This window comes from Ruegeria sp. S84 (assembly GCF_056583445.1).
On sequence record NZ_CM152618.1, the window covers coordinates 872,300 to 897,329 of the forward strand.

Here is a 25,030-nt window from a genome sequence, read left to right on the forward strand (position 1 = left end):
CCGACTTATGCGCAAGCTGTTTGGAACCGACGGGGTGCGGGGCACCGCCAACACGCACCCTATGACGGCGGAAATGGCTTTGCGGATTGGCGCGGCTGTGGGGCGGTATTTCCGCCGCGATGCCTCGGGCGTACACCGTGTTGTTATTGGCAAGGATACGCGGCTGTCGGGCTATATGCTGGAAAATGCGTTGACGGCAGGTTTGACCTCGACCGGTATGAACGTGCTGCTGCTGGGGCCGGTGCCGACGCCTGCGGTGGGGTTGATGACCCGCTCGATGCGCGCTGATCTAGGCGTGATGATTTCGGCTAGCCACAATCCCGCGATCGACAACGGAATTAAGTTCTTTGGGCCGGACGGATTCAAGCTTTCCGATCAGGCCGAGATTGAGATCGAGCGGCTGATCGAAGAAGGCGTAAGCCCCGCACAGGCGCAGAATATTGGTCGTGCGCGTCGGGTTGACGATGCGCGGTTCCGTTATGGCGAGCGCGTGAAATCATCGCTGCCGCGCAATCTGCGCTTGGATGGGCTGAAGGTCGTGATCGACTGCGCCAACGGTGCCGCGCACCGTACTGCGCCGGAAGTTCTTTGGGAGTTGGGAGCAGATGTGATCCCGGTCGGCATCGCGCCGAACGGCAAGAACATCAATCTCGGATGTGGCTCAACCCAGCCTCGTGTTGCGGCCGAAACCGTGGTTTCACATGGCGCCGATGTAGGTATCTGTCTGGATGGGGATGCCGACCGCGTCGTTGTGATCGACGAAACTGGCGCTGTCGCCGATGGGGATCAGTTGATGGCCCTGTTGGCGACCGCGTGGTCCCGCGCGGATCAGTTGAAAGGCGGCGCCTTGGTGGCCACTGTGATGTCGAACCTCGGGTTGGAGCGGCACCTGGCCGGGCAGGGGCTGCGTCTGGAGCGGACTGCCGTTGGCGACCGCTATGTGGTTGAACGGATGCGCGAGGGTGGTTTCAATCTTGGTGGCGAACAGTCAGGTCACATCGTGATGAGCGATTATGCCACAACCGGCGACGGTCTAATGGCGGGGCTGCATTTTCTGGCAGAGATGGTGCAATCCGGCAAGAAAGCCTCGGACCTATCGCGCCAGTTTGAGACGGTGCCGCAATTGCTGAAGAATGTGCGCTTTAGCGCGGGGCAGGCCCCGCTGGAAGCGGCCAGCGTCAAAAGCGCGATTTCCGAGGCCGAGGCGCGTCTGAATGGGCAGGGGCGTTTGCTGATCCGCAAATCGGGCACGGAACCTCTGATCCGGGTGATGGCGGAATGCGAGGATGCCGCACTGCTGACCCAAGTGGTCGATGGGATCGTATCCGAGGTTGAGGCGGCGACGGGTTAACGCCCCAGTAGCATTTTCTGTAGAGTGAACCACTGGCTGATTGCCAGCCCGGTTAGGATCATGGCAAGCGCGATATAGAACCGCAGTGGCAGGGCTTCGGATAGAATCCAGGCCCCGAACACCATCGACCAAACGGGCACCTGATAGTTCACCAGCGTCAGAAAGACGGACCCGGCGCTGCGGGTGATGGATACTCGCAGCAGGGTGGCGAAGGCTGTGGGGACAAGGCCCAGAACGATCAGGGCCAGACTGGGGCGCGTTCCCTGCCACGAGGGAAGCCCCTCGGTTAGCAGCATGATAGGTATCAATAGTACTGCGCCAACCAGCAGCGTCAGGGCTGCCAGAGCCATCGGTTCAATCGGAGGGCAGCGGCGGGTCAGGATCGACGAACTGGCGTAGCACAAGGCTGCCGTGACGCAGGCCATTTGCGCCAGTGGCTGCGTACCCTGACCCAATTGCGCCAGACCGGGCCCGATCAACACAAGCGCGCCAGTGAAGCCAAGGCAAACGCCGACCAGACGCCGTAGGTTCATAGGCTCATCCGAAAAGAAATGTGCCAGCGGCAGAACCATCAGCGGAATCGCCGCCATGGACAGACCCGCAAAGGCCGAAGGGACAAATTGTTGCCCCCAGCTTAACAGCATGAAGGGAACCGCCGTCGACAGAATGCCGATGAAGAAAATCGAACTCAAAAGGGCTGGTGTCAAACTCGGAATACGCCGTCCGGTAAGGCGCATCAGCACCAGCAGCATAACGGCACCCAATGTGGTGCGCGACGTCGCCACGGTGACCGGTCCATAGCCTTCCAGCGCCATGGCAACCACCATGAACGTCCCGCCCCAGATGAGGCCCAGCGTGAAAACACCGCTCCAATCCTGTTTTGTCGGTTGTTGAACCATTCCATCCACTTATCCCGCGAATCTGACGGTGTCACGCGCTGATATTGACATTAGGTAAGCTATTACTTACCGTAAGTTATGGCTTACGCAGAAGTGCTTTCGGCTTTAGGGGATTCTGACCCGTCGTCAGGTTTTTGAGGCGGTGACCAAGCGCCCCAGGGCGGTTGGTGATCTGGCTGCGGATTTGCCCGTAAGCCGCCCGGCGGTCTCGCAACATTTGAAGGTCTTGTCCGGTGCCGGGCTTGTCGTTTGCCGGGCCGAGGGAACGCGCCGCATCTATGCCGCCCGACCCGAGGGGCTGGCAGACCTGCGCGCCTGGCTCGAGCAATACTGGTCGGACGTGTTGGAGAGTTTCGCCGCCGAGGTAAACGAAGGACGAGATGCGTGATCGAACCAATCATCAAGACCATTGTTGTGAACGCAACGCCCGAGCGCGCCTTTGACATTTTTGTAAATCGCATCGCCAAATGGTGGCCATTGGATGGGCACGCTGTCTCAGCGGCGCAAGGCAAGCCTGCGCTGGCAGTTGTGATCGAACCTCATGTCGGCGGTGCGGTTTATGAAACCATGTTCGATGGCACCCGCGCTGATTGGGGCAAGGTGTTGATCTTCGAGCAGGGGGCTCGCTTGGCCTTCAGCTGGCACCCTGGCACCAACACCGACCGCCCCACGCGGGTTGAGGTCCGGTTCGCAGCCCACGGAGCCGGGCATACCACGGTCACTCTGACCCATTCGGGCTGGGAAGTCTGGGCATCTGAGGCGTCGGACAAACGCACCGGTTACGACAGTGGCTGGGATTATGTTCTGGGCGAATGCTACGCAAATGCTGTCACCAAATGAAAAGGGCGGCCACCGGGGCCGCCCTTTCGCTGACATTTGTCAGACTTAGTTCTTTTCTTTGTCGACCATTTTACCAGCCGAGATCCAGGGCATCATGGCGCGCAGTTTTGCACCGGTTTCCTCGATCATGTGCTCATCGTTCGCACGGCGCGACGCTTTGATGGTCGGTTGGCCTACAGCGTTCTCCAGCATGAAGTCACGGACGAATTTACCCTGCTGGATGTCGTTCAGAACCTCTTTCATACGCGCTTTGGTCTCGTCGTATTTCAAAATACGCGGGCCGGTGACGTACTGGCCATATTCAGCCGTGTTCGAGATCGAGTAATCCATGTTGGCGATGCCACCTTCATAGATCAGGTCAACGATCAGCTTCACTTCGTGCAGACACTCGAAATATGCCATTTCGGGCGCGTAGCCGGCCTCAACCAGCGTTTCAAAGCCGCAGCGGATCAGTTCAACCAGACCGCCGCACAGTACGGCCTGCTCACCGAACAGGTCGGTTTCGCATTCCTCGCGGAAGTTGGTTTCGATGATGCCCGAACGGCCGCCACCGATGGCCGAGCAGTAGGACAGGCCGATTTCCAGCGCTTTGCCGGTCGCGTCGTTGTCGACCGCGACGAGGCAAGGAACGCCGCCGCCTTTGGTGTATTCGCCGCGCACGGTGTGACCGGGGCCTTTGGGGGCCATCATGATCACGTCAACGCCTTCTTTCGGCTCGATCAGGCCAAAATGGACGTTCAGGCCGTGGGCGAACGCGATGGCCGCACCTGGCTTGATGTTGTCGTGGACGTATTTCTTGTACGTCTCAGCCTGCAGTTCGTCAGGCATGGTGAACATGATGACGTCGCACCAGGCTGCGGCTTCGGCGATGCCCATCACCTGCAGGCCTTCCGCTTCGGCTTTCTTGGCCGAGGGGGAGCCTTCGCGCAGGGCGATGACCAGGTTCTTGGCGCCTGAGTCGCGCAGGTTCAGCGCGTGGGCGTGGCCTTGCGAGCCGTAGCCCAGAATCGCCACTTTTTTGTCTTTGATCAGGTTGATGTCGCAATCGCGATCGTAATAGACGCGCATTTCGCCGGTCCTTTCAGTTTCGATTGATGTGCTTCTATCTTGCGTGATTGCTATTGGCGATAGGGTTTGGGTTGAGTATTTGACAAATAGATGAAGAATAATTCTTCTATTGAACAAAATGTGAAAAAATCATGCTTGATGATGTTGATCGACGTATACTGCGCCACTTCCAGGCCGAGCCAAGCCTGACAACGGCAGAATTGGCTGAGCGATGCCGCATCACTTCGGGCGTCTGCTGGCGCCGGATCGAAAAAATGCAGGCGGCAGGAGTGATCGAGGGGCAGGAAGCCGTTATCGACTGGGCCGCCTTGGGCTATGCGGTCGAGGTCTCTTTGCGGATAACGCTGGACAAGACGCAGGCACGGGCGTTCGACGAATTCACGGCGGCGGCGCGGAACGTGGCCGAGGTGATCGAGATCCAGACCTTCCTTGGCCGGGTGGATGTGCGCCTATCGGTGTTGGCGCGAGATATGGCGCATTATCAACAGGTCTATCGCGATCGCATTCTGACCCTACCGCATATCGCCGATATCGAAGCCCTTATGCATATCGCACGGGTCAAGCGGGACGAGGTGCTGCCGGTATGATCGAACTGGATGAGATCGACCGCAGAATTCTGCGCGCGCTGGTGCAGGACGCGACCCAAAGCGCGGGGGCTCTGGGGCGCCGCTTTGGCTTATCGCAGCCTGCGACCTGGCGGCGTATTCGTCGACTGGAAGAAGCAGGCGTGATCAAGGGGCGGCGGCTGCGTCTGAATGCCGAGGCCCTGGGTTTTGGAGTGACCGTCTTTCTCGGCGTGAAACTTGCGCGAAAAGGGCAGGTCAGCCTTGAAGATTTCGAGCGCGCCGTCAGCGCCATTCCCGAGGTACAGACGGTTGAGCATGTGCTGGGTCTTTATGATTATCGCTTGCGCGTCGTGGCGCGGGATCTGGCAGATTTCGAACGGGTTCTGCGCCGAAGGGTGATGACCTTACCAGGGGCCGGAGAGGTCGAAGCCAATGTACTGCTGAGCGAAGAACGCCTGCCCGGGCCGATCGGTTAGTATTTAGTGCGGATGCGGAACCCCGGATGATGGGTCATGCGGGCGAAAGTCATCGGTTGCCCGTCCTTCCACGTGGTCCGTTCCAGCTGAATCATCGAAGTGCCAGTGGTCGTGCCCATGAAATCAGCTAGACGATTGTCCGCCGAGATCGCGCAAAAGGCGATTTCAGCTTCGGTGAACGGGGCAGCATTCAACAACCATTCGTGTGGGCCACTTTTGTTGAGGTCGGCTTGCTCGACCTCGGGCACGGCTTCGATATTGATCCAGCGTTCTTCAAGCTGGAAGGGGCGGTTGTCTGCATAGTGCATGCAGATCACGTGCAGAACGCGCGCGTCCGGTTCGACATTCAGTTGCGAGGTCAGCCAGCCGGGGCTGTAGACCACGTTCCGTTCCACCAGAGCATAGCGATAGGCTGAGTTTTGGTTCTCAACCGCTTGTCTCGCAAGTGAAATTTCAAGCTTGGCTTGTTTGCGTGGTTCTTTCTTGACCCGCGTTCCGCTTTTGCGCTTGCGCTCGACAAAGCCCTGTTCAGCGAGCTCCCTCAGCGCCCGGTTCACCGTGGCGCGGGCACAATTGAACTCTTCCGCTAATTGGGTTTCGGTGGGTAAAAGCGAGCCCTGAGGCCATATGCGGGATTCAATCCGCCGCTTTACCTCGTCTCGAACGACTTGAAAACTAATCCGCTTTTGCGCAGTCACGAGTAAAATTATCCGTTCTTGTTCAAAGTGTGTGTATCTGTTCAGAAACACGCTAGGGTGTAAAGGGGACCTGACTCTGGTTGGCGTCATTTCTGCTAATTGTGGCATGTAAAAACTCAAAATGAAATTTTTGGCTGTGGGTTACTTTGGGTCAACTTCAGGCCGCGTTTGACGCTTTACCGAGCGCGCAAGACAAGGCAGAACAAAAAGGACCCAATAGAAAGGATGCGTCATGCCGGCACTACTGAATACTGTTGACCCGGGCGGGCTGGAGGAGTTCTCGGTGGTTTTTACCGACCGTTCTCTGAACCATATGTCTGCAAGTTTTCAGCAAGTCATGCGCGATATTTCGGCAATGCTGCGTGAAGTTTACAATGCTGAAGGCGTTGCGGTCATTCCCGGCGGAGGCACCTATGGGATGGAAGCCGTCGCGCGACAGTTTGCGCGGGGTGCTGATGTGCTTGTCGTACGCAATGGGTGGTTTTCATATCGGTGGAGCCAGATCATCGAGTCAGGTGATCTGACATCGTCGACCACCGTTCTCAAAGCGCGCGAAACCGGCAATTCCAGCCCGTCACCTTTTGCTCCGGCCCCGATTGATGAAGTTGTGGCGACAATCCATGAGAAACGACCGGGTATTGTCTTCGCGCCGCATGTTGAGACCTCGGCCGGAGTGATTCTGCCTGATGATTATGTGACAGCGATGGCCGCTGCTGCGCATGAGGTAGGGGCGTTGATGGTGCTGGACTGCATCGCCTCGGGCTGTGCCTGGGTCGATATGAAGGCCACCGGAGTGGATGTGCTGATCTCGGCTCCGCAGAAGGGGTGGAGCGCAACGCCATGCGCCGGTCTTGTCATGCTATCCGAACGCGCCGAGGCGCGGCTGGCAGAAACCTCATCCGATAGCTTTGCGATAGATTTGAAGAAATGGCGCCAGATCATGCAGGCCTACGAGAATGGCGGTCATGCCTATCACGCCACCATGCCGACGGATTCTCTGCTTTCCTTCCGCGACACAATGGCCGAGACGCGCGCGTACGGCTTCGAAAAGCTGCGCGCAGCGCAATGGGCGCTAGGTGATGGCGTCCGGGCCTACCTGAAGGACAAGGGTGTCACGTCGGTTGCCGCCGAAGGGTTCGGCGCGCCGGGTGTGGTGGTCAGCTATACAGCAGACCCCGAAGTGCAGAACGGCAAGAAGTTCGCGGCCCTGGGCATGCAGATCGCAGCGGGCGTGCCGCTGCAATGTGACGAACCCGAAGGATTCAGCACCTTCCGTCTCGGCCTGTTTGGCTTGGACAAGCTGTATGATGTTGACGACACGATTGCGCGCCTGAAACGGGTTCTGGATCAGGTGCTGTAATAGCGTGGCGGGCAGAAGCCCGCCCTACGGTTCAGCGGACGCCGAGGCCCATTTGCATTAGCGTCTTGCGCACGGGTGGCAGGGAATAGAGCGCATTCAGCCCCATCGCTCGTGCGTCGCGCAGCGGACGCGCTTCGATCATCGAGGCGCGGTTCAGCAGGTCGATGCCCTTGACGCGCAGTTCGATCTCGGTATGGCGGGCCTTGTGATAGGAATCCAACATCTGCGCGTCGCCTAAGCCCTCGGGCCGGGCTTGCGTCAATTCCAGCAAGCAGCGCAGATCGCCCAACGACATGTTCAGCCCCTGCGCACCAATAGGTGGCACCACATGCGCGGCCTCGGCCATCAGCGCGATGCGTTCACCCGACAACCGTTCCGCCGACTGGCTGATGATCGGCCAGATCGTCCGGCGTGAGGCCAATTTCAGCGGTCCAAACAGCCCGCAAGAGCGTTCGGTCATGGCGGCTCTCGAACGCGTCGGGTTCAAGGTTTAGCAGTTCAACGGCACGTGGCCCACGCTCCATCCAGACAATCGCCGAGGACGGTTGGCCTTGCCAATCGGGCAGGGGGACCAATGTGAACGGCCCGCCCGAGCGGTGAATCTCGGTCGAGACATTGTCGTGCGGGATAGGATGGGTGACGGCGAAGGCGAGGGCCTTTTGGCCGTAGCGTGTGGTATGAACATTGATCCCGGCAGCTTCGCGCATTGGTGAACTGCGTCCGTCGGCGGCGATTACCAGTTTGCAGCGGATGCGGGTTCCGTCGCTCAGGCCGACCCGCGCTTCATTGGTGCGGGTGAACAGGCTGACCGTGCCGGTGCCCGGGCGGAAATCGACATTCGGCAGTTCGGCCAGTCGCGCCACCATCTCGCGGCGCAGCAGCCAGTTGGGCAGGTTCCATCCGAATGGCTGGTCCGAGATATCGGCGGCGTTGAAATCACGCACGACGCGCGGTTCGGGCACATCGCCACCCGCATCCACGATGCGCATGATCTGCAGGGGCGCGGCGTGGGCGTCCAGCTTGGCCCAAAGCCCGCATTGTTCCAACAGACCGTGGGCAGGCTGCAAAAAAGCGGTGGTACGCAGATCCGATCCGTCCACGTCCCGCTCGGTGATCGGAGGGGTGGGATCGACGCAGACTACGTCGAACCCGGCAGCGCCAAAGGCGGCGGCGGCGGTCAATCCGGCGATTCCGCCGCCGGAAATCAGGATGTCACAGCTGTCAGTCATGAGTATGTCTCCGTTGCCGCAGACACTAGTGCTGTTGCGCGGTGGGCGCCAAGTGACATCCTGTCTCGTGCTTTATCCCCGAGAGATCAAAATCAGGACAAGGAACATCGTCGGCACCAGCATCAGGGCGGGAATGTAAAGACCCGGCAGGCCGAACAGAAGGATGGAACAGCCCCACATGCTGACCAGCGCCGCGGCTGTATAATAAAGGTCTTCAGCTTCGGCATTGGCCGCGTCCCGGGCCATCCAGCCAAACACGGGAATTGCAAACAAAAGGCGCTGCCAAAGAGGCAGGCGCTGTGGCATCTCAAGCGCGGTCATTTGGGTCTCCGATTCTGTTCGTCGCTGAGCTGCATATGGGGTCAATTCTGCACCTGCGAAACGAACAGATCGTCGCAGTGTGACAGCCTATCGCAGGCGACCCAGAAACCCGGTCAGATCATCGGTGTGATGGTGAATATGGTCAGCCTCGTGCGGGTCAGGCGCGACGTGCACGGTACGCATTCCCATCTCGTGCGGGGCGGCCAGATTGCGTGGATCATCTTCGAACATGGCGGCTTTCGCGGTATCGATTCCATCCTGCGCAAAGATCGCCTCGAACGCGGCTTTTTGCGGCTTGGGGCGATAGCCTGCGTGTTCTACGCCATAGATCGCGTCGAACAGCCCATTCAGACCGCGTGCCGCCAGAACGCGCTCGGCATAAGGTGCAGATCCATTGGTATAGACAATGCGTCGCCCGGGCAAAGCGCGGATATGTTCCGCCAGCGCAACATCGGGTTCCATATGGCTCATGTCCACCTGATGCACGGCGTGCAGATAGGGATCGGGGTCCAGATCGTGCTCTGCCATCAGGCCCGCGAGTGTCGTGCCGTATTCGCGCCAGTAATGCGAACGCAACCGGTCGGCCTCGGGGCGGTCGACGCCGATGGCTTGCACGACGTAATCCGTCATCAGCACTTCGATCTGATCGAACAGGCGCATATGCGGCGGGTAAAGCGTGTTGTCTAGATCGAACACCCATTGGGTGACATGGGAAAAGGCAGGTTTGACCATGCTTTGGGTTTAGGGCGATGCGCTGCGGTTTTCAATGCCGCACTTGATCGGGGGGCGTGTGGCGGCTAGACAGGTCCGAACGAGGAGACAATTCAGCCGATGCCCCAATCCAAACAGTCCAATACGGACGCCTATAGCCTTATTCTCGAAGCGATAGACGTCGGTGTCTACAAGCCTGGTGATCGGCTGGTGGAAAGCGAACTGGCCGAGCGGTTTGGCGTTTCGCGCACTCCGATCCGCGAGGCGCTGCAGCGGCTGGAAACGCAGTCGTTGCTGGAACGGGACGGACGGTCGTTGATCGTGGCCTCATTGGACCACAACCAGATGGCCGAGCTTTATGTTGTCCGGCGTGAATTGGAAGGGCTGGCCGCACGTCTGGCCGCAAAACACGCAACCGAAGAGGAAATTCGGGTCCTTCGGGACATGGTGGTGGCCGATAATGAGTTGATCGGAGATCCTGTTGCGCTGTCGCGGGCCAACCGGAGATTTCACGAACAGATTCACCTGGCTTCGCATAACCGCTATCTGGTGCAGCAGCTTGATCTGGTGCATCGGACCATGGCCTTGATGGCGACCACATCGCTGGCCGCAGAAGGGCGTGGCGAGATTGCGCAGAGCGAGCACAAAGGCATCGTGGACGCGATTGCGGCGCGAGACGAGGACGCGGCGGCCAAGGCGTTGCAGGATCACATTTCGGTCGCTTTCATGACGCGGCTGAAACAGGATGCGATCCGGCGCGAGAAATAGCGGCCTCACGTTCCTCGACCGCATGGCCGTGCTGGGTCTTGTCCCAGAAGAACGGATTGACCGCCAGTTCCCACAGGCCTTTGTAGGCCGCCAACACGCCCAGCGGATAGTAAAGCACCATGGTCGGCACCCAGGGTAGCAGGAACCTGCGTTTGCCTGCGATGACACCGCAGATACCCACCAATAGGTTGGCGGCTTCAGCGACGAGAAACAGAACTACGCAGGCAGTCAATAAACCGGGTGTCAGGATTGGTTGATACAGGTGGGGCAGCCCGAAAAAGATGGGCCAGAACGCCCACAAAAGCGGCGCCAGAAGGAATTGGCCCAGTGTTCCCAGAAAAAAGGCCTGTAAGCCCAAAAAGCGCAGCAACCCCAGATCGCGCAGCAATTGGCGTGGTGCGCGCATATGCACCAGATAGGTTACCATGAACCCCTTCAGCCAACGCGAACGCTGCTTGACCCATGGCCAGGCGCGAAAGTTCGCCTCTTCATAGGTCGTGGTGCTGACGATCTCGGTCCGATATCCGGCACGGCTTAGGCGGACACCCAGATCGGCGTCTTCGGTGACATTATGGGCATCCCAACCGCCCAGTTCGACCAGCTTGTCGCGGCGAAAAAAGAAGGTTGTGCCGCCCAGCGGAACGACCAGACCAAGTCGCGCGATGCCTTTCAGGACGACGCGAAACCAGCCGCTGTATTCGATGCTAAAACAGCGCGACCGCCAATTGGTGCGCGGATTGTAGTAGTCTAGAATACCTTGCAGGCACACCACTTCCTTTGGGGCGTTCGCGAAATGGCGGACAACGGTTTCAATCTGATCGGATTGCGGCGCGTCTTCGGCATCCCAAACGCCCAAAATCTCTCCACGGCAGAAATCCAGCGCATAGTTCATCGCACGGGGCTTGGTGGTCAGGTCACCCCGATCCGGCACAACAATGGCGCGCATCCAGGTTGGCAGTTCTATTTGCCTGAGCGCCTCATTGGTTACGTCATCCCGCTCTTCCAGCACCAAAATGACATCCAACAACGCTTTGGGATAGGTCAGGCGGCGCAGCCGGGCGATCAGGTCATCGGCAATCTCGCGTTCCTTATATAGCGGCACAAGGATCGAGACGCGGGGTAGGCGAAGCGACTCAGAGGTCTTTGTTGTTGGCTCAGATTTTTCTCGCCATAGATAAGCAATGAGCCCCGAGAGCCTGAGAGACAAGAACAGTCCCAGGGTCAGCAGTGCAAAGCCTAAAAGAAGGCCGAGGCCAACTATCGGGAAACAAACACAGAGTGCCGCAAACAGGATAAATCCAATGATCGGCCCACGGCGCGTCTGGGCCGACCAATTCCTGCAGCTTTGCCGCGCCTCAACGCGAGTTTCTGCAGCTTGTGCCAGCGGTTGAGCATATTGACGGGCGATGGCGGCATCGATCTGCTCGGGTCCTGCCAGAACCGGGATGATCGTGTAACCGTGGCCCTTCAATGCGTCTGCCACTGCGTCGAATGTATCTGGCCTGGCTGTAGCGATCAGCAGGATTGGCCCCACACGCATCCAGGGCAGTACATTGTGCTCCAACCAAAACTCGACCGGTTCGAGCAAGCAGAGGTCTGCGGCAGGTGGTACCTGCGCAAGATCGGCGATCTGAAGGCCGGTTTGGTCAGACAGCGCCGAGAGAACCTGCGCACGGCTGGCCCATCCTTCACTGACCAGTATTTCCCCCAATGGCGCGTTCTGGAATACTTGCATCCGCAGGGCGCGCGCCAACTGGTCGGATGTGATGATGCCTTGTTCGACGAGACATGTGCCGAGCGGTTTGCGCGAATGCGGCCCGGGCACAGGCTGCGCCAGTGTCTGACGCTGGAGATTCAATTCGACCATAACGAAACCCTGCCGCATGTAACATCCGGCAGGGTTGCTCAGTCAGGGTTAACACACGGTTAACGCTGTTGAATTCGCCTTTAAGCTTGTGTTTTTTGATCCGCCATCGCGGCGGCAAAGCGTTCGAACAGGTAGAAACTGTCCTGCGGGCCGGGTGACGCTTCTGGATGATGCTGCACCGAATAAACCGGGCGACCCGTCATGCGGATACCGCAGTTCGAGCCGTCAAACAGAGAGCGATGCGTTTCGACTACGCCATCGGGCAGTGTTTCCGCGTCCACGGCGAAGCCGTGGTTCATCGAGGTGATCTCGACCTTACCGGTTTCCATATCCTTGACCGGATGATTGGCACCATGGTGGCCGTGGTTCATCTTGATCGTCTGCCCGCCAAGCGCCAGTGCCAGCATCTGATGGCCTAGGCAGATGCCAAAGACGGGCAGATCTGTTGTATCCAGCACTTCCTTGATCATGGGAACTGCATATTCGCCGGTAGCCGCCGGATCGCCGGGTCCGTTTGACAGGAACACTCCGTCCGGCTTGTGTGCCAGCACCTCCGCTGCCGTTGCGGTGGCGGGCAATACGGTTACGTCGCAACCCGCCGAGGCGAGACAGCGCAAGATGTTGCGCTTGGCACCATAGTCGATCGCGACCACCTTGTGCAACGGAGCTTCCTGACGCTGGTAGCCATCGGGCCAAGCCCAACGCATCTCATCCCAGCGATAGCTTTGGGCGCAGGTGACTTCTTTGGCCAGATCCATCCCTTCGAGACCCGCAAAACTACGCGCTGCAGCAATCAGGGCTTCGATATCGAAGTTTCCCTCGGGATCATGAGCTAGCGCCACGTGCGGTGCGCCTTGCTGGCGGATCGCGCGGGTCAGGCGGCGGGTATCGACGCCGCCGATTGCGATGCGACCACGGCGGGCTAACCAGCTTTTTAGCTCTTCTGTCGCGCGCCAATTCGACGGCTCGGTCGGGTCCCATTTGACCACCATCCCGGCTGCCACCGGGTCGCCGGTTTCGTCATCTTCGGGATTCACTCCGACATTGCCGATATGCGGGAAAGTGAAGGTCACGATCTGGCCCGCATAAGAAGGATCGGTCATGATCTCTTGATAGCCCGTCATGGCGGTGTTGAAACACAACTCGGCCTCGGTTTGACCGGTTGCGCCGAAGCCCACACCGTAAAACAGGGTTCCATCGGCCAACGCCAGACATGCGGTGGGCTTGGACGGGGCGTTCTGGGCCATGGCGCGACTCTCCTGTAAGGTAAACGGGCGCATAACTAAGTGGGTTATACGCTAGGGTCAAGTCTGTTCAAATTTTGGGCTATTGTTAAAAATCAATGAGTTACAATTAATGTCCACTGTTGTACCAACCTTTTTGTTTCGATATGGTCAGGGTTCCTTTGCCATGGGGATGGACAGACCATATGGATATGCGATCACGGGTGAACTCTGCCCTGAAGCAAGCTATGAAAGACAAAGCCGCCGAGCGTCTTTCGACACTGCGCCTGATCAATGCGGCGATCAAGGATCGTGATATTGCTTCGCGCGCCTCTGACAATGAAGAGACCAAGGGCTGCGGCGATGCTGAAGTGCTTGAAATTCTGGGTAAAATGACCAAGCAGCGCAAGGAAAGCGCACGCGCCTATGAAGAGGGCGGACGCCTTGATTTGGCCGAGCGGGAACTGCGCGAGGTTGAGGTGATTGAGGAATTCCTGCCCAAACAGCTGGACGACGACGAAGTTAGCAAGGCCATTCAGACCGCCATCACGTCTACTGGGGCGGGCTCAATCCGCGATATGGGCAAGGTGATGGGCGAGTTGAAGTCGCGCTATACCGGTCAGATGGATTTCGGCAAAGTAGGACCGATGGTCAAAGATCATCTTTGCGCTAACTCCAACGGCGCTTAATCACGTCGATTTACGCAGTTTCTGACGCAGATCATCAAACAGCGCGATCCTCTCGTCTTCGGACAGGAACGCGCCGATCTCAACTTCGCGCCCATCGCCGATCAGCGTTACGTAGTGGGGTACCGGACCACCGCTGGTGTGCATTTCGGGACGGGCCCAATAGCGGTTGCAGGTCCATTCCTGATCGCCCTTGTCTGGGTGGTGGTGCACAAGGTGGGCTTGCGTCTGGCCTAAGGTCAGAACCTCGAACACGCTGCGCGCGCGATAGTTTGTCTGGATTGCCAACCAGAGGCCCAGAACCGTCAGCAGCAGGAACGGCAGCAGACCCCACAGGACGATCGAACCCAACATCGCCAGCAGCGGGATCAGTCCGAACAGGAACACCGACAAGATGACGGTAATTGCACCACGTGGTGGCAAGGAGTTGTGCGGCCAAAGCCGCAGTTCCTGTTCAGCGTCCGAGTTTTTTGTCCATTGATAAGGCATGGCGAGAACCTAGCTCAGACCGGCGCAATGTCGAAGCAAAAATCAGTCAGACAACGTGGCCGACGCGGACCCACGACAGGGCATCGTCAAGCCGGTCATCACCCCAGAACACTTCGTCGCGGACAACAAAGCTGGGTGCGCCGAAAACCCCCAGTTTGATGGCCTTGTTTGTCTCGTCCTCCAAGGCTGCAACAGCGTCCGGGCTGCGGGCACGGGCAAGCATCAGGCGTGGATCTTGTTGGCACCGAAGCAGGGCTTCGGAAATGGCGCTTTCGCTACCGGCCTCAATACCATCCTCGAACCAGATCCGATAAAGATTTTGCGTGAACCCCGCGCCCCAGCCGTCCTGCATGCCCAGCAAAGCCACCTGATTTGCCAGCGCCAGGTCAGAAATTGGATAGGGGGCGGGAAGTTTGGCGTGGATGTGATATTTCGCGGCGCGCCGCTCAATATCGCGCCACATATAGGCCGACTTCACCGGTTTGCCCGCGAAGGGTATATTTTGCTGTTCCGACATCACCGTGCGCACGTTGAAGGGGCGCCAGGTTACCGTCGCATCGTTTTCTTCGCACCAGCCATCCAGGCGCGTGATGGTCAGAAAACTGTAAGTGCTGCCGATTGAATACCAAAAGTCGATCTCGGGCATAGCAAGGCTCCTGTCAAAAGGGGCTTTGCCAACCAGAATACCGCAAAACGGAGGTTTTTTCGATCTTTGCCCAATTTAAATGGTCAAAGTAACGCTTTATCGATGGGTTCTGTCGGCTGAGGGGCAGTGCCGCAGGAAGTCATCTGGCGCAGGTCGATTTCGATCATGCGGCAGATGGACGAGATCGGAACATCGGTTACGTCGCCTTCGAACGGGTCCTCCATCGAGGCGCTGACCCGTTCAGTCACGAAGAAAATCCAGCAAACCAACGCTCCGATCGGAGCAAAGACTGCCCAGTCAAGCAGAACGGATTTTGTTACCGAGTAGCCCATGCCAGCGGTGATCGAGCGTTGGTCATTCAACGCCAGCGGTAACATGAAGATAAAAATATAGCTGAAGATGCGTCCGACCTCGGCGACCTGCCGCGGGAAGGGGGTATTCTTGATACGTTCGCTTTGGCCTTGCGCGTCTGCAAACCGTGCTAGCCGGTTCATCAGCGCCACATGCCAATAGGGGTCGATCTTGCCGGATTGCGCCAGTGATGAAAGCCGCTCACCCTGAAGAAACAACAGGTACGCGGCACGGTTGGATTTCCCTTCGAGCAGAGGCAAATCAGCCGCCAGTTGGGTATCGCGCCAGCATTCGGGTTCCTGATGCAGCGCGATTTTGTCCACGACCGGCTTGTGTCCGAACATCCACGGGCGGTGGGCACGTCCATGCGTTGCGGGCTGGCGCAGCTGAAATGCCAGCATGTTGAGCCAAGCGATATGACGTTCCAGCAATTCACGCCGTATCTCAGGCGCAAGCGGCGTGCCGTCAGCCTGAACCAGATTGCTGATCGTGTTGCCCCAATCGCGACTGGCGTTGACGATGTCCCCCCAGATCTTGCGGGCCTCGACCCAGCGGCCATAGGCCGAGGTGTTCTTGAAACCCAGAAAAAATGCCACTGCCAAACCCAGCATCGTGACCGGTGGGCTGGAGTTCGAGATCAACTCAAGCGGAGTAACTTCATCTACTAGTTCAAGCAGGAGTATCCAGGCCATGACGATGCAAATGAACCCGGCAGAGCCTTTGACCAGTTGCCGAAGTGTGATGCCGTGATGGAGAATCATGTGGCGCGCACCCGTCTTAGATTATGCTGTTTTCGCAAACACTAGCGGCCTGATCTTTGGTGCGGCTACGTGTTGGGTGCAGCAAGTTGCGGACTGGGGGCATAAAAAACACAAAGCCCCGCACGGGGCGGGGCTTTGCTGAGTTTGGTTTGGATGGCGGGATTAGTGCGCGTGGCCCTTGTCCCAGTCTTCCTGCTTGGGCAGCTGCTCGAACGTGTGTTCAGGCGGCGGCGTGGGCAGGGTCCATTCCAACGTATCCGCGTATTCGTTCCACGGGTTCGGGCGTGTCTCTTTCGCACCACGCAGCAGGGCGTAGATCACGATGCCGAAGAACAGCAGGAACGAGGCGAACGAGATGAACGCACCAATCGACGAAACGAAGTTCCACTGAGCAAACGCTTCAGGGTAGTCGATATAGCGGCGTGGCATGCCCTGACGGCCCAGGAAGTGCTGCGGGAAGAAGGTCAGGTTGGCGCCGATGAAGAACAGCCAGAAGTGAACCTTGCCCCAGAACTCGGAATACTGACGGCCCGTCATCTTCGAGAAGTAGAAGTACACGCCAGCGAAGATCGCGAAGACGGCACCCAAGCTCATCACGTAGTGGAAGTGCGCAACGACGTAGTAGGTGTCGTGATAGGCACGGTCCACGCCGGCCTGCGACAGCACAACGCCGGTCACACCACCAACGGTGAACAGGAACAGGAAGCCGAAGGCGAACAGCATCGGGGTTTTGAACTCGATCGAGCCGCCCCACATGGTCGCGATCCACGAGAAGACCTTAACGCCGGTCGGAACCGCGATGACCATCGTGGCCAGCATGAAGTAGGCCTGCTGGCGCAGCGACATGCCAACGGTGTACATGTGGTGCGCCCATACGACGAAGCCCAGCACACCGATCGCGATGATCGCCCAGACCATCGGCAGGTAGCCGAAGATTGGTTTGCGCGCGAAGGTCGCGATCACGTGGCTGATGATGCCAAAGCCGGGCAGGATCACAATGTACACTTCCGGGTGGCCAAAGAACCAAAGGATGTGCTGATACAGGATCGGATCACCGCCACCAGCCGGATCAAAGAAGGTGAAGCCAAAGTTGCGGTCCATCAGCAGCATGGTGATCGCGCCTGCCAGAACCGGCAGCGACAGCAGAATCAGCCACGAAGTGACGAAGATCGACCAGCTGAACAGAGGCACCTTGAAGAGTGTCATGCCCGGGGCACGCATATTCAGGAAGGTGGTGATCATGTTGATCGCGCCGAGGATCGAGGAGGCGCCCGATACGTGCACGGCGAAGATCGCAAGGTCCATGGACATGCCGCCTTCGGTCGTCGACAGCGGTGGATACAGAACCCAGCCAACACCTGAACCAAGCTGGTCATTACCACCGGGGCTGAGCAGCGAGGCGACGCCCAGCGAGGTGCCAGCGACATACAGCCAGAAGGACAGGTTGTTCATCCGCGGGAACGCCATGTCCGGCGCGCCGATCTGCAACGGCATGAAATAGTTGCCAAATCCGCCGAACAGGGCAGGGATGACCACGAAGAACATCATCAGAACACCGTGATAGGTGATCATCACGTTCCAGAGGTGACCGTTGGGGGTACATGGATCGGCCATGAAACCTTCGAGGCACATATACTGAACACCGGGGTGCATCAGTTCGAGCCGCATATAGACAGTCATCAGAACCGAGATCAGACCGGCAAGGGCCGAAAAGACCAGGTAGAGAATCCCGATGTCTTTGTGGTTGGTCGACATGAACCAGCGGGTGAAAAAGCCGCGCTGATCTTCATGCTCGTGACCATGAATGGCTGCGTCTGCCATTAGGTGCCTCCTGTTGCAACTGTACCGCGCAGTCGGACCTCTCCAACGCGCGGGATTCCTGCTGGTTTTAGATTGCGAAGGGGCGACCTTCAATGGTCGAGTTTGATCTGGATCAAGATTAATTGTCGCGGGCAGACTGTGCTGCGCGATAATCTGACCTCGGATGCGAGGGATTTGGGGATTCAGTCCGCGATTACAAGTGGTGACGGGGAAACCCGCTTGACCCGCATCAAGCGGCGGCTCAGAACAACGGGTAAGTCCAACACCGGAGGCCTGTAATGACCGCTTATGATCCCGAAAATGTCTTTGCCAAGATCCTGCGCGGAGAAATCCCGTCAAACCGTGTGTATGAAGACGACGACACCGTCGCGCTGATGGATATTATGCCCCGGGCGGACGGGCACTTGTTGGTGATCCCCAAAACCCCCTGTCGCAACATGCTGGATGCAACGCCCGAGCAACTGGCAGCGGTGATGGCGACGGTACAGAAGATGGCTCACGCTGTGAAAGAAGCGTTTGACGCTGATGGCGTCACCGTTCAGCAATTCAATGAGGCCGCAGGCGGGCAAGAGGTATTTCACCTTCATGTGCATGTATTGCCGCGCCACGAGGGCGTCTCGATACGCCCACCCGGTAAAATGGGCGATTTTGACCTGATTGCTCAACACGCCGACAAGATCCGCGCGGCACTGACCTGATCCACCTTCGAAGCGAGCTGTCGCAGGCGTCGTGATCACCAAACGCATGGAGCACGACACTTGCGTAACAGCGCTGCTCGTCGCAGACCTGAGGAATACGGATCAGTCTTGTTCCATTCATTTCAGGCGTGCGATCCGGATTCGTAGATATTCAGGCAACTGTTCGGCGATTTCATTAGCCCGGTTCAAGTTTTTCCATTTGCAGCTTCGAGCGTGAGCAAGGCCTCTAATTGGGTCAGCGGCTGGCCAGATCTTGGCCATGCCTACGCATTGCAACCGCCGCAGCGCGGTTTCGTCATAGCGGCGCCGACTACCCGCGGTAGGTTCGAACGGCGGTAGAAGTCCAGAACCGGATCGTAGGTGCTTTGAATCCAGTGCGAAATGAGGGAGCCCCGATTGCATTCATTTTCGAAAACACCCCCTTGAACCTCTAGTCACTAGAGGAATTATGTAGCATGGTGATTCAGAAAATAGGACTCACTAAAATGGCTCATCAGCATTCCCACAAAGGGCACAGCCACGCGCATGTTGATCCGCAGGCCGGAGATGCGCGCGTTGCCTGGGCCATCGCGGTCAATATGTTCTTGACGCTGGCACAGGTTGTGGGCGGGGTTATTTCAGGTTCGCTCGCCTTGATTGCGGACGCCTTGCACAACCTGTCAGATGCGATTGCGCTGGTCATCGCATTCTTTGCCCGCAAGATCGCTCGTCGACCCGCAAACGCGCGTATGAGTTTCGGGTATGGCCGGGCCGAGGTTGTAGCGGCGCTGGTTAACTACACAACACTGATCGTTCTGTCGGTCTATCTGCTGTACGAAGGCGTAATGCGGTTTGTGGAGCCCGAGCCGGTTAATGGCTGGATCGTTGTCTGGATCGCTGGGATCGCATTGGTCGTCGACCTTGTCACCGCTATGCTGACCTATTCCATGTCCAAGGACAGCATGAATATTCGTGCGGCATTCCTGCACAATGTGGCCGATGCATTGGGGTCCGTCGCCGTGATTGTCGCAGGTACCGCTGTAATTGTCTTCAACTGGACTTGGGTCGACCCAGCGGTCACCATCATGATCTCACTTTACATCCTTTGGCACGTCAAATCCGAGATCGGTGAAACCATACGCGTTCTGATGTTGGGCGCGCCAACAGAATTGGATCCGGAAGAGGTCGCCACAGCCATTGAAGGCGTATCGGGCGTGGCAGGAGTTCACCACATCCATCTGTGGAGCATGCAGGAGCGTGAGCCCGCGCTGTCGGCGCATCTGGTCATCAAACCCGACGCACAAGATAGTGCCGAGGATATCCGGGTGATGGTCAAGCAGGTTCTGCAGAACAAGTTTGGGCTTGGTCATGTTACGCTTGAAATCGAAGCCAGCGGGCACGCTTGCGTCGGATCAACCCGATTTGGGCATCAACAGATTTAGGGGCTTAAAACGAGAATTGCCGTTCCGATATGGGGTCGGAACGGCAGACTCGTAACCAAACACTTTCACGGATTTCGCAGGGCAGCCCTGAGATCACCGGTTAACACACCACTCACTCATGAACGGTCATTACATACTATGTGGTCAGATGGCGTTTGTAAGGAGAGGATGTGAAGAATCCCTGAATTTGAGGCGAATTGAGACCATTCAAAGGAATTTTCTGAATGATTTTCGAAACAGAGTGCCCCAAATACTAGCATTGTCTTTTGCGTATTCTGGCCAGATCTGTCCGAATACGTGGAATCACCTATAAACTAGGCGCCTTCGGTGGCGAAGACCTCATCAAAGGTCTTTTTTAGCGCAACATCGACGTCATCCATGGTCACCGGCAACCCAAGATCGACCAGTGAGGTCACCCCGTGTTCCTGAATTCCGCAGGGCACGATACCGGCGAAATGTGACAGGTCCGGCTCGATATTGATTGAGATGCCGTGAAAGCTGATCCATTTCCGCAGGCGAATGCCGATGGCCGCGATCTTGTCCTCGGCTGGCTGGCCGGTGATCGTCAGCGGCTTGTCTTGCCGTTGCACCCAGACGCCCACGCGGCCGTCGCGGATCTCACCGGTGACATTGAACTCGGCCAGAGTCGCAATCACCCATGCCTCAAGCTGCTGCACAAAGCGGCGCACATCATGACCGCGTTTGCCCACATCAAGCATGACGTAAACAACGCGCTGACCGGGGCCGTGATAGGTGTACTGTCCACCGCGCTTGCTTTCATAGACCGGAAAGCGATCCGGATCGGTCAGATCTTCTCGCTTGGCAGAAGTCCCAGCGGTATAAAGCGGAGGGTGTTCCAACAGCCAAATGCATTCGTCCGCCTCACCCGCTGCAATCGCGGCAACGCGCGCCTCCATGAAGGCAGTGGCCTCGTCGTAGTCGATCAGCCTGTCGGTTGTCTTCCATTCCATGCACGTTCCTTAGACCGTTCGCGGGGCAGGGGGAAGGGGTCAGGCGGCCTCGGCCAAGCAGCGTTGCAGGACTTGCGCATAAGCGTCCGTGCCCTGTGCGCCGGTCAGCAGATATTTCCCTCCAAACACCATCGAAGGCACACCCGAGATACCCCGGCTGGTCCAGAACTGTTGTTTTTCACGCACCGGTCGAGCATGTGCACCTGATTCAAGTGCGGTTCGCGCCGCCTCCGGGTCGAGCCCGGCCGTCTCGACCGCGCCCATCAACACTTCGACGTCAGAGACATCCTGTTGCTTGGTGAAATAGGTTTCGAACAGGGTCAGTTTCAGCGGATGCTGACGCCCCTGTGTTTCCGCCCAGTCAAGCAGTTGATGCGCGGCAAAGGTGTTCACGATTCTGCTGTCATCAGTGAAATTGAAGGTGAACCCAAGTTCAGTGCCCAACGCAGTCAATCGCTCCCGCGCCTGCTGGCTTTGTTCGGGCGTCGAGCCATATTTCTCGGCAATATGCTCCCGCAGGTTCTGCCCCTCGGGGCCCATGCTGGGGTTCAGTTCGAACGGATGCCAGCGCAATCGGGCCAGCACATTCTCTTGCTTCAGCGCGGCATCGAGTTGACGAAAACCTACGATACACCACGGACAGACCACATCCGAGACGACATCAATCTGCACGGTAGGGCGGGGATCGGGCGAGGGCATGGCTGCTCCAGATTGCATTGTATCGCGGTTAGATATGGCTAAAGCACGTGATTTCAATCGGCTGAGTTTTTGCCTCTTCACATCGCGCGGCTCAGCGTCTATACGCCCCTCTACCAAGTCATTGGCAGTGCGGTCGTGGCGGAATTGGTAGACGCGCAGCGTTGAGGTCGCTGTGGGGTAACACCCGTGGAAGTTCGAGTCTTCTCGACCGCACCAACATCCTGAAATCTTTACCCGAAATTGTCAGGTGAGACGGGCGCCCTGTTGGTTGAAGCGATAGGTTCGATCATGGGCGTAGCCGAAATGGACGGATTCACCAGCGTTGACCTGATGCTGGCCGAACAGGCGCGCGGTTATCTGGTGGTCTTGCATCATCGCGATCACGTTTGTGTCTCCACCCAGATGCTCAACATGGGTCACGTTTGCGGTCAGGGGGCCTTCGTCGGATAAGTACAAGTCCTCTGGGCGGATGCCCAATGTTGTGTCCGCGCTGTCGCCGATTACGCTGGCGGGGAAGAAATTCATCGACGGAGCGCCAAGGAAACCCGCGACGAACTGGTTGGCGGGGTTATTATATAGCTCCATCGGGCTGCCAACCTGTTCAACGCGCCCGTCGCGCAGGACGACGATCTTGTCAGCGAGTGTCATCGCCTCGGTCTGGTCGTGAGTGACGTAGATCATCGATGCATCGAGCTGCTGATGCAGGTTGGCGATTTCCAGTCGCGTATTCATACGCAGGGCGGCGTCCAGATTGGATAAAGGTTCGTCAAACAGAAACAGTTTGGGTTCACGCACAATGGCACGCCCGATGGCGACACGTTGGCGCTGGCCGCCTGACAGTTCTGAGGGGTAACGGTCGATATAGGGCTCAAGGTTCAGCATCTTGCTGGCCTTGGCGACGCGTTCTTCGATGACCTGCTTGCCCTGGCCTTCCTGTTTCAGTGCCAGCGACATGTTCTTGCGCACATTCAGGTGGGGATAGAGTGCATAGCTTTGGAACACCATCGCGATGCCGCGTTTCGAGGGCGGCGTAAGGTTCATCACCTCTCCGCCAATGCGCACTTCGCCCGAGGTCACGTCCTCCAGCCCCGCGATCACGCGTAGCAGGGTGGACTTGCCGCAGCCGGAGGGGCCGACGAAGACGACGAATTCTCCGTCTTCGACTTCGATGTTAATATCTTTCAGTACCTCGACAGTGCCGAAGGACTTGTTCACGTTTGTCAGCGTCAGGGCGGTCATGTGCGTGCCTCTTTCAGCGAAATGGGTTGGCCAATGCGGATGCTTTCATCGGCAGCGAGGCAGATGGCCAGCGATTGCACGGCGTCGTTCATATGGCGGGTCAGGTCGATGTCCTCGGCGATGGCGCGCAGCATATAGGCTTGTTCGGCATCGCAGAGCTGCTGATGGCCGGGCTCATCGGGCATGTCGATTGTCTGGTCGCCATCGGGGCGATGGACCAGAAGGCCGCCAACCTTGGTGTGTCCGTCGATATCGGCGGATGCGCCCTTGTTGCCATCGGTGATCGAGACCGAGCCGTTGGGCGACACGATGTCTTTCACGAAGAACGCAGTTTCGGACATCATCGGGCCCCAACCGGCCTCATACCAGCCGACCGAGCCATCCTCGAAGACCACCTGAAACTGGCCGTAGTTGTACATGTCTTCGGCGATCTCATCGCTTAGGCGCAGGCCCATGCCGTGGACTCGCACGGGGTCGGAGTCAGTGATCTGACACATCACGTCGACATAATGCACACCACAATCGACGATGGGCGAGGTGGTCTGCATCAGAGCTTTGTGTGTTTCCCACTCGGCCCCGCTGCTTTGTTGGTTGAGATTCAGTCGGAAGACGTAAGGCCCGCCAAGGTCGCGCGCCTCGGCGATCAGGCGCATCCACGAAGGATGGTGGCGCAGGATGTAACCGATCACCAGTTTGCGGTCGGTTTCAATGGCCTTTTCGACAACGCGCTTGGCATCTGCCACAGTGGTCGCTAGCGGCTTTTCGACAAATACATGCGCCCCGGCCTCCATCGCCGCGCAGGCGAAATCGGCGTGGCTGTCGGAGTAGGTCGCCACGACCACCAGATCGGGCTTGGTCTCTGCCAGAGCGGTGTGAAAATCCGAATAGGCCGGATAGATCGACAGATCTGGATGATCCACGCGACCGGATCGGTTCACCAACCCAACAATCTGCGCGTCCGGGTGATGATGGTGGGCCAAAGCGTGGCTCAGCCCCATATTGCCGAGGCCAGCGATCAGAACTTTGGTCATTTGACTGCTCCTGAAGTAATGCCGCGGATCAGTTGGCGCGAGAAGATGACGTAGAGCACTAGTACCGGCAGGATTGCCATGCTGAGTGCCGACAGAACCGCGTTCCAGTCAGTGACGAACTGGCCGATGAAGACCTGGCTGCCCAGTGTCAGGGTTTTAGTCTCCTCAGCGGGCGCGAGGATCAGCGGGAACCAGAGGTCGTTCCAGATGGGGATCATGTTGAAAACGGCGACCGTTGCCATGGCGGGGCGGACCAGCGGCAGAACCAACCGGAAGAAGATGGTGTATTCGGACAGCCCATCGACGCGGCCTGCGTTCTTCAGGTCGTCTGAGACCTGTCGCATGAATTCGGACAGTATGAACACGGCTAGCGGCAGCCCTTGTGCAGTATAGACAAGGATCAGCGCCCAGAGGGTGTTCACCAACCCGGTGGCAACCATCATCTCAAGTATCGCAACAGTGCCGATGCGGATCGGGATCATGATCCCAAGGGCCAGATAGAGGCCCATCAGGGTGTTGCCTTTGAACTTGTACTCGCTCAGGGCAAAGGCAGCCATGGCGCCAAATAGCAGAACGAAGGCCAGCGACACCACGGTCACGATCAGCGAGTTCTGGAAATAAAGGAAGAAATCCCCTTGTTTCATCACCGTCTGGTAACCGATCAGCGAGAAGCTTTCGGCATCGGGCAGGGCGAGTGGCTCGCGGAAGATCGAGCGTCGGGTTTTGAAGCTGTTGATGATGATCACGAAGACCGGGAAGAGGGCGATCAGGGTATAGAGGATCAGCGCCCCGTGCATGGCAGCCGTGTTCAGCGGGTTATGGCGTGCTTTGTTCATGCGT

26 protein-coding genes, 1 tRNA gene and 1 pseudogene are annotated in these 25,030 nt (G+C 58.0%); 11 read left to right on the top strand and 17 right to left on the bottom strand.

The annotated features are described in order from the left end of the window. Positions 1-7 precede the first annotated feature (7 nt). A complete protein-coding gene (gene glmM, locus AC1DFB_RS04450; protein ID WP_170393497.1) occupies positions 8-1,351 on the top strand; it encodes a phosphoglucosamine mutase in 1,344 nt (447 codons plus the stop codon). Here the strand turns inward: glmM and AC1DFB_RS04455 are convergent. After that, positions 1,348-2,250, bottom strand: a complete 903-nt coding sequence (locus tag AC1DFB_RS04455) for a DMT family transporter (protein ID WP_480922202.1) — start codon at positions 2,248-2,250, stop codon at positions 1,348-1,350. The two genes, glmM and AC1DFB_RS04455, sit on opposite strands and share 4 nt — an antisense overlap. A 142-nt stretch (positions 2,251-2,392) precedes the next feature. Between AC1DFB_RS04455 and AC1DFB_RS04460 the strand changes: the two genes are divergently transcribed. Both AC1DFB_RS04460 and AC1DFB_RS04465 read left to right on the top strand, forming a co-directional pair. Continuing rightward, the gene (locus tag AC1DFB_RS04460) at positions 2,393-2,638 is read left to right on the top strand and encodes an ArsR/SmtB family transcription factor (protein WP_480922203.1); all 246 of its coding nucleotides are present in this window, start codon (positions 2,393-2,395) and stop codon (positions 2,636-2,638) included. After that, positions 2,635-3,090, top strand: coding sequence for an SRPBCC family protein (locus AC1DFB_RS04465; protein ID WP_170801222.1), 456 nt, complete (start codon positions 2,635-2,637; stop codon positions 3,088-3,090). The genes AC1DFB_RS04460 and AC1DFB_RS04465 overlap by 4 nt, the downstream gene beginning before the upstream one ends. A gap of 45 nt (positions 3,091-3,135) precedes the next feature. Here the strand turns inward: AC1DFB_RS04465 and ilvC are convergent, their stop codons facing one another. Further along, a complete protein-coding gene (gene ilvC / locus AC1DFB_RS04470; protein WP_170393489.1) occupies positions 3,136-4,158 on the bottom strand; it encodes a ketol-acid reductoisomerase in 1,023 nt (340 codons plus the stop codon). A gap of 131 nt (positions 4,159-4,289) precedes the next feature. Here ilvC and AC1DFB_RS04475 point away from each other — a divergent pair, with 131 nt between their 5' ends. Next, positions 4,290-4,745, top strand: a complete 456-nt coding sequence (locus AC1DFB_RS04475; RefSeq protein WP_170393487.1) for an Lrp/AsnC family transcriptional regulator — start codon at positions 4,290-4,292, stop codon at positions 4,743-4,745. Next, complete coding sequence (locus tag AC1DFB_RS04480) at positions 4,742-5,200, top strand: Lrp/AsnC family transcriptional regulator (RefSeq protein WP_170393485.1); 459 nt, start codon at positions 4,742-4,744, stop codon at positions 5,198-5,200. The genes AC1DFB_RS04475 and AC1DFB_RS04480 overlap by 4 nt, the downstream gene beginning before the upstream one ends. Here the strand turns inward: AC1DFB_RS04480 and AC1DFB_RS04485 are convergent. Next, a complete protein-coding gene (locus tag AC1DFB_RS04485; RefSeq protein ID WP_170393483.1) occupies positions 5,197-5,898 on the bottom strand; it encodes a GntR family transcriptional regulator in 702 nt (233 codons plus the stop codon). The genes AC1DFB_RS04480 and AC1DFB_RS04485 overlap by 4 nt on opposite strands. Before the next feature lie 232 nt (positions 5,899-6,130). On the opposite strand from AC1DFB_RS04485, the gene AC1DFB_RS04490 reads away from it, so the two are divergent. Next, the gene (locus AC1DFB_RS04490) at positions 6,131-7,258 is read left to right on the top strand and encodes an aminotransferase class V-fold PLP-dependent enzyme (protein ID WP_480922204.1); all 1,128 of its coding nucleotides are present in this window, start codon (positions 6,131-6,133) and stop codon (positions 7,256-7,258) included. 31 nt (positions 7,259-7,289) lie between these two features. On the opposite strand, the pseudogene AC1DFB_RS04495 reads toward AC1DFB_RS04490, so the two are convergent. From AC1DFB_RS04495 to AC1DFB_RS04505, 3 genes and pseudogenes are all read right to left on the bottom strand, one after another. Further along, a pseudogene (locus AC1DFB_RS04495) lies at positions 7,290-8,487 on the bottom strand (UbiH/UbiF family hydroxylase). A gap of 72 nt (positions 8,488-8,559) precedes the next feature. After that, on the bottom strand, positions 8,560-8,808 hold the full coding sequence (locus tag AC1DFB_RS04500; RefSeq protein ID WP_170405023.1) for a hypothetical protein: 249 nt from the start codon (positions 8,806-8,808) through the stop codon (positions 8,560-8,562). Between the two features lie 87 nt (positions 8,809-8,895). Beyond that, positions 8,896-9,540: a pyrimidine 5'-nucleotidase gene (locus tag AC1DFB_RS04505; RefSeq protein ID WP_170393475.1), complete on the bottom strand. Its 645-nt coding sequence runs from the start codon at positions 9,538-9,540 to the stop codon at positions 8,896-8,898. A 99-nt stretch (positions 9,541-9,639) separates the two neighbouring features. On the opposite strand from AC1DFB_RS04505, the gene AC1DFB_RS04510 reads away from it, so the two are divergent. Further along, positions 9,640-10,287, top strand: a complete 648-nt coding sequence (locus AC1DFB_RS04510) for a GntR family transcriptional regulator (protein ID WP_170393473.1) — start codon at positions 9,640-9,642, stop codon at positions 10,285-10,287. Here AC1DFB_RS04510 and AC1DFB_RS04515 read toward each other — a convergent pair. Together AC1DFB_RS04515 and carA are read right to left on the bottom strand one after the other, a co-directional pair. Then, positions 10,244-12,172 (bottom strand): glycosyltransferase family 2 protein, encoded by a 1,929-nt coding sequence (locus tag AC1DFB_RS04515; protein WP_480922205.1) that lies wholly within the window; start codon positions 12,170-12,172, stop codon positions 10,244-10,246. The two genes, AC1DFB_RS04510 and AC1DFB_RS04515, sit on opposite strands and share 44 nt — an antisense overlap. Positions 12,173-12,234: 62 nt before the next feature. Then, a complete protein-coding gene (gene carA / locus AC1DFB_RS04520; RefSeq protein WP_480922206.1) occupies positions 12,235-13,401 on the bottom strand; it encodes a glutamine-hydrolyzing carbamoyl-phosphate synthase small subunit in 1,167 nt (388 codons plus the stop codon). Positions 13,402-13,583: 182 nt separating this feature from the next. Here carA and AC1DFB_RS04525 point away from each other — a divergent pair, with 182 nt between their 5' ends. After that, a complete protein-coding gene (locus tag AC1DFB_RS04525) occupies positions 13,584-14,066 on the top strand; it encodes a GatB/YqeY domain-containing protein (protein WP_170393469.1) in 483 nt (160 codons plus the stop codon). Here AC1DFB_RS04525 and AC1DFB_RS04530 read toward each other — a convergent pair whose 3' ends face one another. The 4 genes from AC1DFB_RS04530 to ctaD all read right to left on the bottom strand — a co-directional run bounded on the left by AC1DFB_RS04530 (position 14,067) and on the right by ctaD (position 18,131). Next, positions 14,067-14,552 carry a DUF2244 domain-containing protein gene (locus AC1DFB_RS04530; RefSeq protein WP_170405034.1) on the bottom strand — a complete coding sequence of 162 codons (486 nt, stop codon included), beginning with the start codon at positions 14,550-14,552 and terminating at the stop codon, positions 14,067-14,069. A 46-nt stretch (positions 14,553-14,598) separates the two neighbouring features. Next, positions 14,599-15,198: a 2-hydroxychromene-2-carboxylate isomerase gene (locus AC1DFB_RS04535; RefSeq protein WP_170393465.1), complete on the bottom strand. Its 600-nt coding sequence runs from the start codon at positions 15,196-15,198 to the stop codon at positions 14,599-14,601. A gap of 83 nt (positions 15,199-15,281) precedes the next feature. Beyond that, complete coding sequence (locus AC1DFB_RS04540) at positions 15,282-16,310, bottom strand: bestrophin family protein (protein WP_480922207.1); 1,029 nt, start codon at positions 16,308-16,310, stop codon at positions 15,282-15,284. 162 nt (positions 16,311-16,472) lie between these two features. After that, positions 16,473-18,131 carry a cytochrome c oxidase subunit I gene (ctaD, locus tag AC1DFB_RS04545; protein WP_170393460.1) on the bottom strand — a complete coding sequence of 553 codons (1,659 nt, stop codon included), beginning with the start codon at positions 18,129-18,131 and terminating at the stop codon, positions 16,473-16,475. A 278-nt stretch (positions 18,132-18,409) separates the two neighbouring features. Here ctaD and AC1DFB_RS04550 point away from each other — a divergent pair, with 278 nt between their 5' ends. Next, positions 18,410-18,829, top strand: coding sequence for an HIT family protein (locus AC1DFB_RS04550; protein ID WP_170393458.1), 420 nt, complete (start codon positions 18,410-18,412; stop codon positions 18,827-18,829). Positions 18,830-19,314: 485 nt separating this feature from the next. Further along, positions 19,315-20,250, top strand: coding sequence for a cation diffusion facilitator family transporter (locus AC1DFB_RS04555; RefSeq protein WP_170405039.1), 936 nt, complete (start codon positions 19,315-19,317; stop codon positions 20,248-20,250). 314 nt (positions 20,251-20,564) lie between these two features. Here AC1DFB_RS04555 and lipB read toward each other — a convergent pair whose 3' ends face one another. Both lipB and AC1DFB_RS04565 read right to left on the bottom strand, forming a co-directional pair. Continuing rightward, positions 20,565-21,221: a lipoyl(octanoyl) transferase LipB gene (gene lipB, locus AC1DFB_RS04560; RefSeq protein ID WP_480922208.1), complete on the bottom strand. Its 657-nt coding sequence runs from the start codon at positions 21,219-21,221 to the stop codon at positions 20,565-20,567. A gap of 39 nt (positions 21,222-21,260) precedes the next feature. After that, positions 21,261-21,920, bottom strand: a complete 660-nt coding sequence (locus AC1DFB_RS04565) for a DsbA family oxidoreductase (RefSeq protein WP_480922209.1) — start codon at positions 21,918-21,920, stop codon at positions 21,261-21,263. Between the two features lie 129 nt (positions 21,921-22,049). Here AC1DFB_RS04565 and AC1DFB_RS04570 point away from each other — a divergent pair. Continuing rightward, positions 22,050-22,136: transfer RNA gene (locus tag AC1DFB_RS04570), tRNA-Leu, on the top strand. Positions 22,137-22,163: 27 nt separating this feature from the next. Here AC1DFB_RS04570 and AC1DFB_RS04575 read toward each other — a convergent pair. From AC1DFB_RS04575 to AC1DFB_RS04585, 3 genes are read right to left on the bottom strand one after another with little or no spacing between them, the layout of a single operon-like run. After that, on the bottom strand, positions 22,164-23,159 hold the full coding sequence (locus tag AC1DFB_RS04575) for an ABC transporter ATP-binding protein (RefSeq protein WP_480922210.1): 996 nt from the start codon (positions 23,157-23,159) through the stop codon (positions 22,164-22,166). Further along, positions 23,156-24,190: a Gfo/Idh/MocA family protein gene (locus AC1DFB_RS04580; RefSeq protein ID WP_480922211.1), complete on the bottom strand. Its 1,035-nt coding sequence runs from the start codon at positions 24,188-24,190 to the stop codon at positions 23,156-23,158. Before AC1DFB_RS04580 ends, AC1DFB_RS04575 begins: the two co-directional genes overlap by 4 nt. Then, on the bottom strand, positions 24,187-25,026 hold the full coding sequence (locus AC1DFB_RS04585; protein WP_170393445.1) for a carbohydrate ABC transporter permease: 840 nt from the start codon (positions 25,024-25,026) through the stop codon (positions 24,187-24,189). Before AC1DFB_RS04585 ends, AC1DFB_RS04580 begins: the two co-directional genes overlap by 4 nt. Positions 25,027-25,030: the final 4 nt, after the last annotated feature.

Excerpts from the sequence above, each read along its gene's own strand:
- glmM (WP_170393497.1), top strand. The coding sequence starts at position 8 with ATGCGCAAGCTGTTTGGAACCGACGGGGTGCGGGGCACCGCCAACACG.
- AC1DFB_RS04455 (WP_480922202.1), bottom strand. The coding sequence starts at position 2,250 with ATGGTTCAACAACCGACAAAACAGGATTGGAGCGGTGTTTTCACGCTG.
- ilvC (WP_170393489.1), bottom strand. The coding sequence starts at position 4,158 with ATGCGCGTCTATTACGATCGCGATTGCGACATCAACCTGATCAAAGAC.
- AC1DFB_RS04475 (WP_170393487.1), top strand. The coding sequence starts at position 4,290 with ATGCTTGATGATGTTGATCGACGTATACTGCGCCACTTCCAGGCCGAG.
- AC1DFB_RS04480 (WP_170393485.1), top strand. The coding sequence starts at position 4,742 with ATGATCGAACTGGATGAGATCGACCGCAGAATTCTGCGCGCGCTGGTG.
- AC1DFB_RS04490 (WP_480922204.1), top strand. The coding sequence starts at position 6,131 with ATGCCGGCACTACTGAATACTGTTGACCCGGGCGGGCTGGAGGAGTTC.
- AC1DFB_RS04500 (WP_170405023.1), bottom strand. The coding sequence starts at position 8,808 with ATGACCGCGCTTGAGATGCCACAGCGCCTGCCTCTTTGGCAGCGCCTT.
- AC1DFB_RS04505 (WP_170393475.1), bottom strand. The coding sequence starts at position 9,540 with ATGGTCAAACCTGCCTTTTCCCATGTCACCCAATGGGTGTTCGATCTA.
- AC1DFB_RS04510 (WP_170393473.1), top strand. The coding sequence starts at position 9,640 with ATGCCCCAATCCAAACAGTCCAATACGGACGCCTATAGCCTTATTCTC.
- AC1DFB_RS04515 (WP_480922205.1), bottom strand. The coding sequence starts at position 12,172 with ATGCGGCAGGGTTTCGTTATGGTCGAATTGAATCTCCAGCGTCAGACA.
- carA (WP_480922206.1), bottom strand. The coding sequence starts at position 13,401 with ATGGCCCAGAACGCCCCGTCCAAGCCCACCGCATGTCTGGCGTTGGCC.
- AC1DFB_RS04525 (WP_170393469.1), top strand. The coding sequence starts at position 13,584 with ATGGATATGCGATCACGGGTGAACTCTGCCCTGAAGCAAGCTATGAAA.
- AC1DFB_RS04530 (WP_170405034.1), bottom strand. The coding sequence starts at position 14,552 with ATGCCTTATCAATGGACAAAAAACTCGGACGCTGAACAGGAACTGCGG.
- AC1DFB_RS04535 (WP_170393465.1), bottom strand. The coding sequence starts at position 15,198 with ATGCCCGAGATCGACTTTTGGTATTCAATCGGCAGCACTTACAGTTTT.
- AC1DFB_RS04540 (WP_480922207.1), bottom strand. The coding sequence starts at position 16,310 with ATGATTCTCCATCACGGCATCACACTTCGGCAACTGGTCAAAGGCTCT.
- ctaD (WP_170393460.1), bottom strand. The coding sequence starts at position 18,131 with ATGGCAGACGCAGCCATTCATGGTCACGAGCATGAAGATCAGCGCGGC.
- AC1DFB_RS04550 (WP_170393458.1), top strand. The coding sequence starts at position 18,410 with ATGACCGCTTATGATCCCGAAAATGTCTTTGCCAAGATCCTGCGCGGA.
- AC1DFB_RS04555 (WP_170405039.1), top strand. The coding sequence starts at position 19,315 with ATGGCTCATCAGCATTCCCACAAAGGGCACAGCCACGCGCATGTTGAT.
- lipB (WP_480922208.1), bottom strand. The coding sequence starts at position 21,221 with ATGGAATGGAAGACAACCGACAGGCTGATCGACTACGACGAGGCCACT.
- AC1DFB_RS04565 (WP_480922209.1), bottom strand. The coding sequence starts at position 21,920 with ATGCCCTCGCCCGATCCCCGCCCTACCGTGCAGATTGATGTCGTCTCG.
- AC1DFB_RS04575 (WP_480922210.1), bottom strand. The coding sequence starts at position 23,159 with ATGACCGCCCTGACGCTGACAAACGTGAACAAGTCCTTCGGCACTGTC.
- AC1DFB_RS04580 (WP_480922211.1), bottom strand. The coding sequence starts at position 24,190 with ATGACCAAAGTTCTGATCGCTGGCCTCGGCAATATGGGGCTGAGCCAC.
- AC1DFB_RS04585 (WP_170393445.1), bottom strand. The coding sequence starts at position 25,026 with ATGAACAAAGCACGCCATAACCCGCTGAACACGGCTGCCATGCACGGG.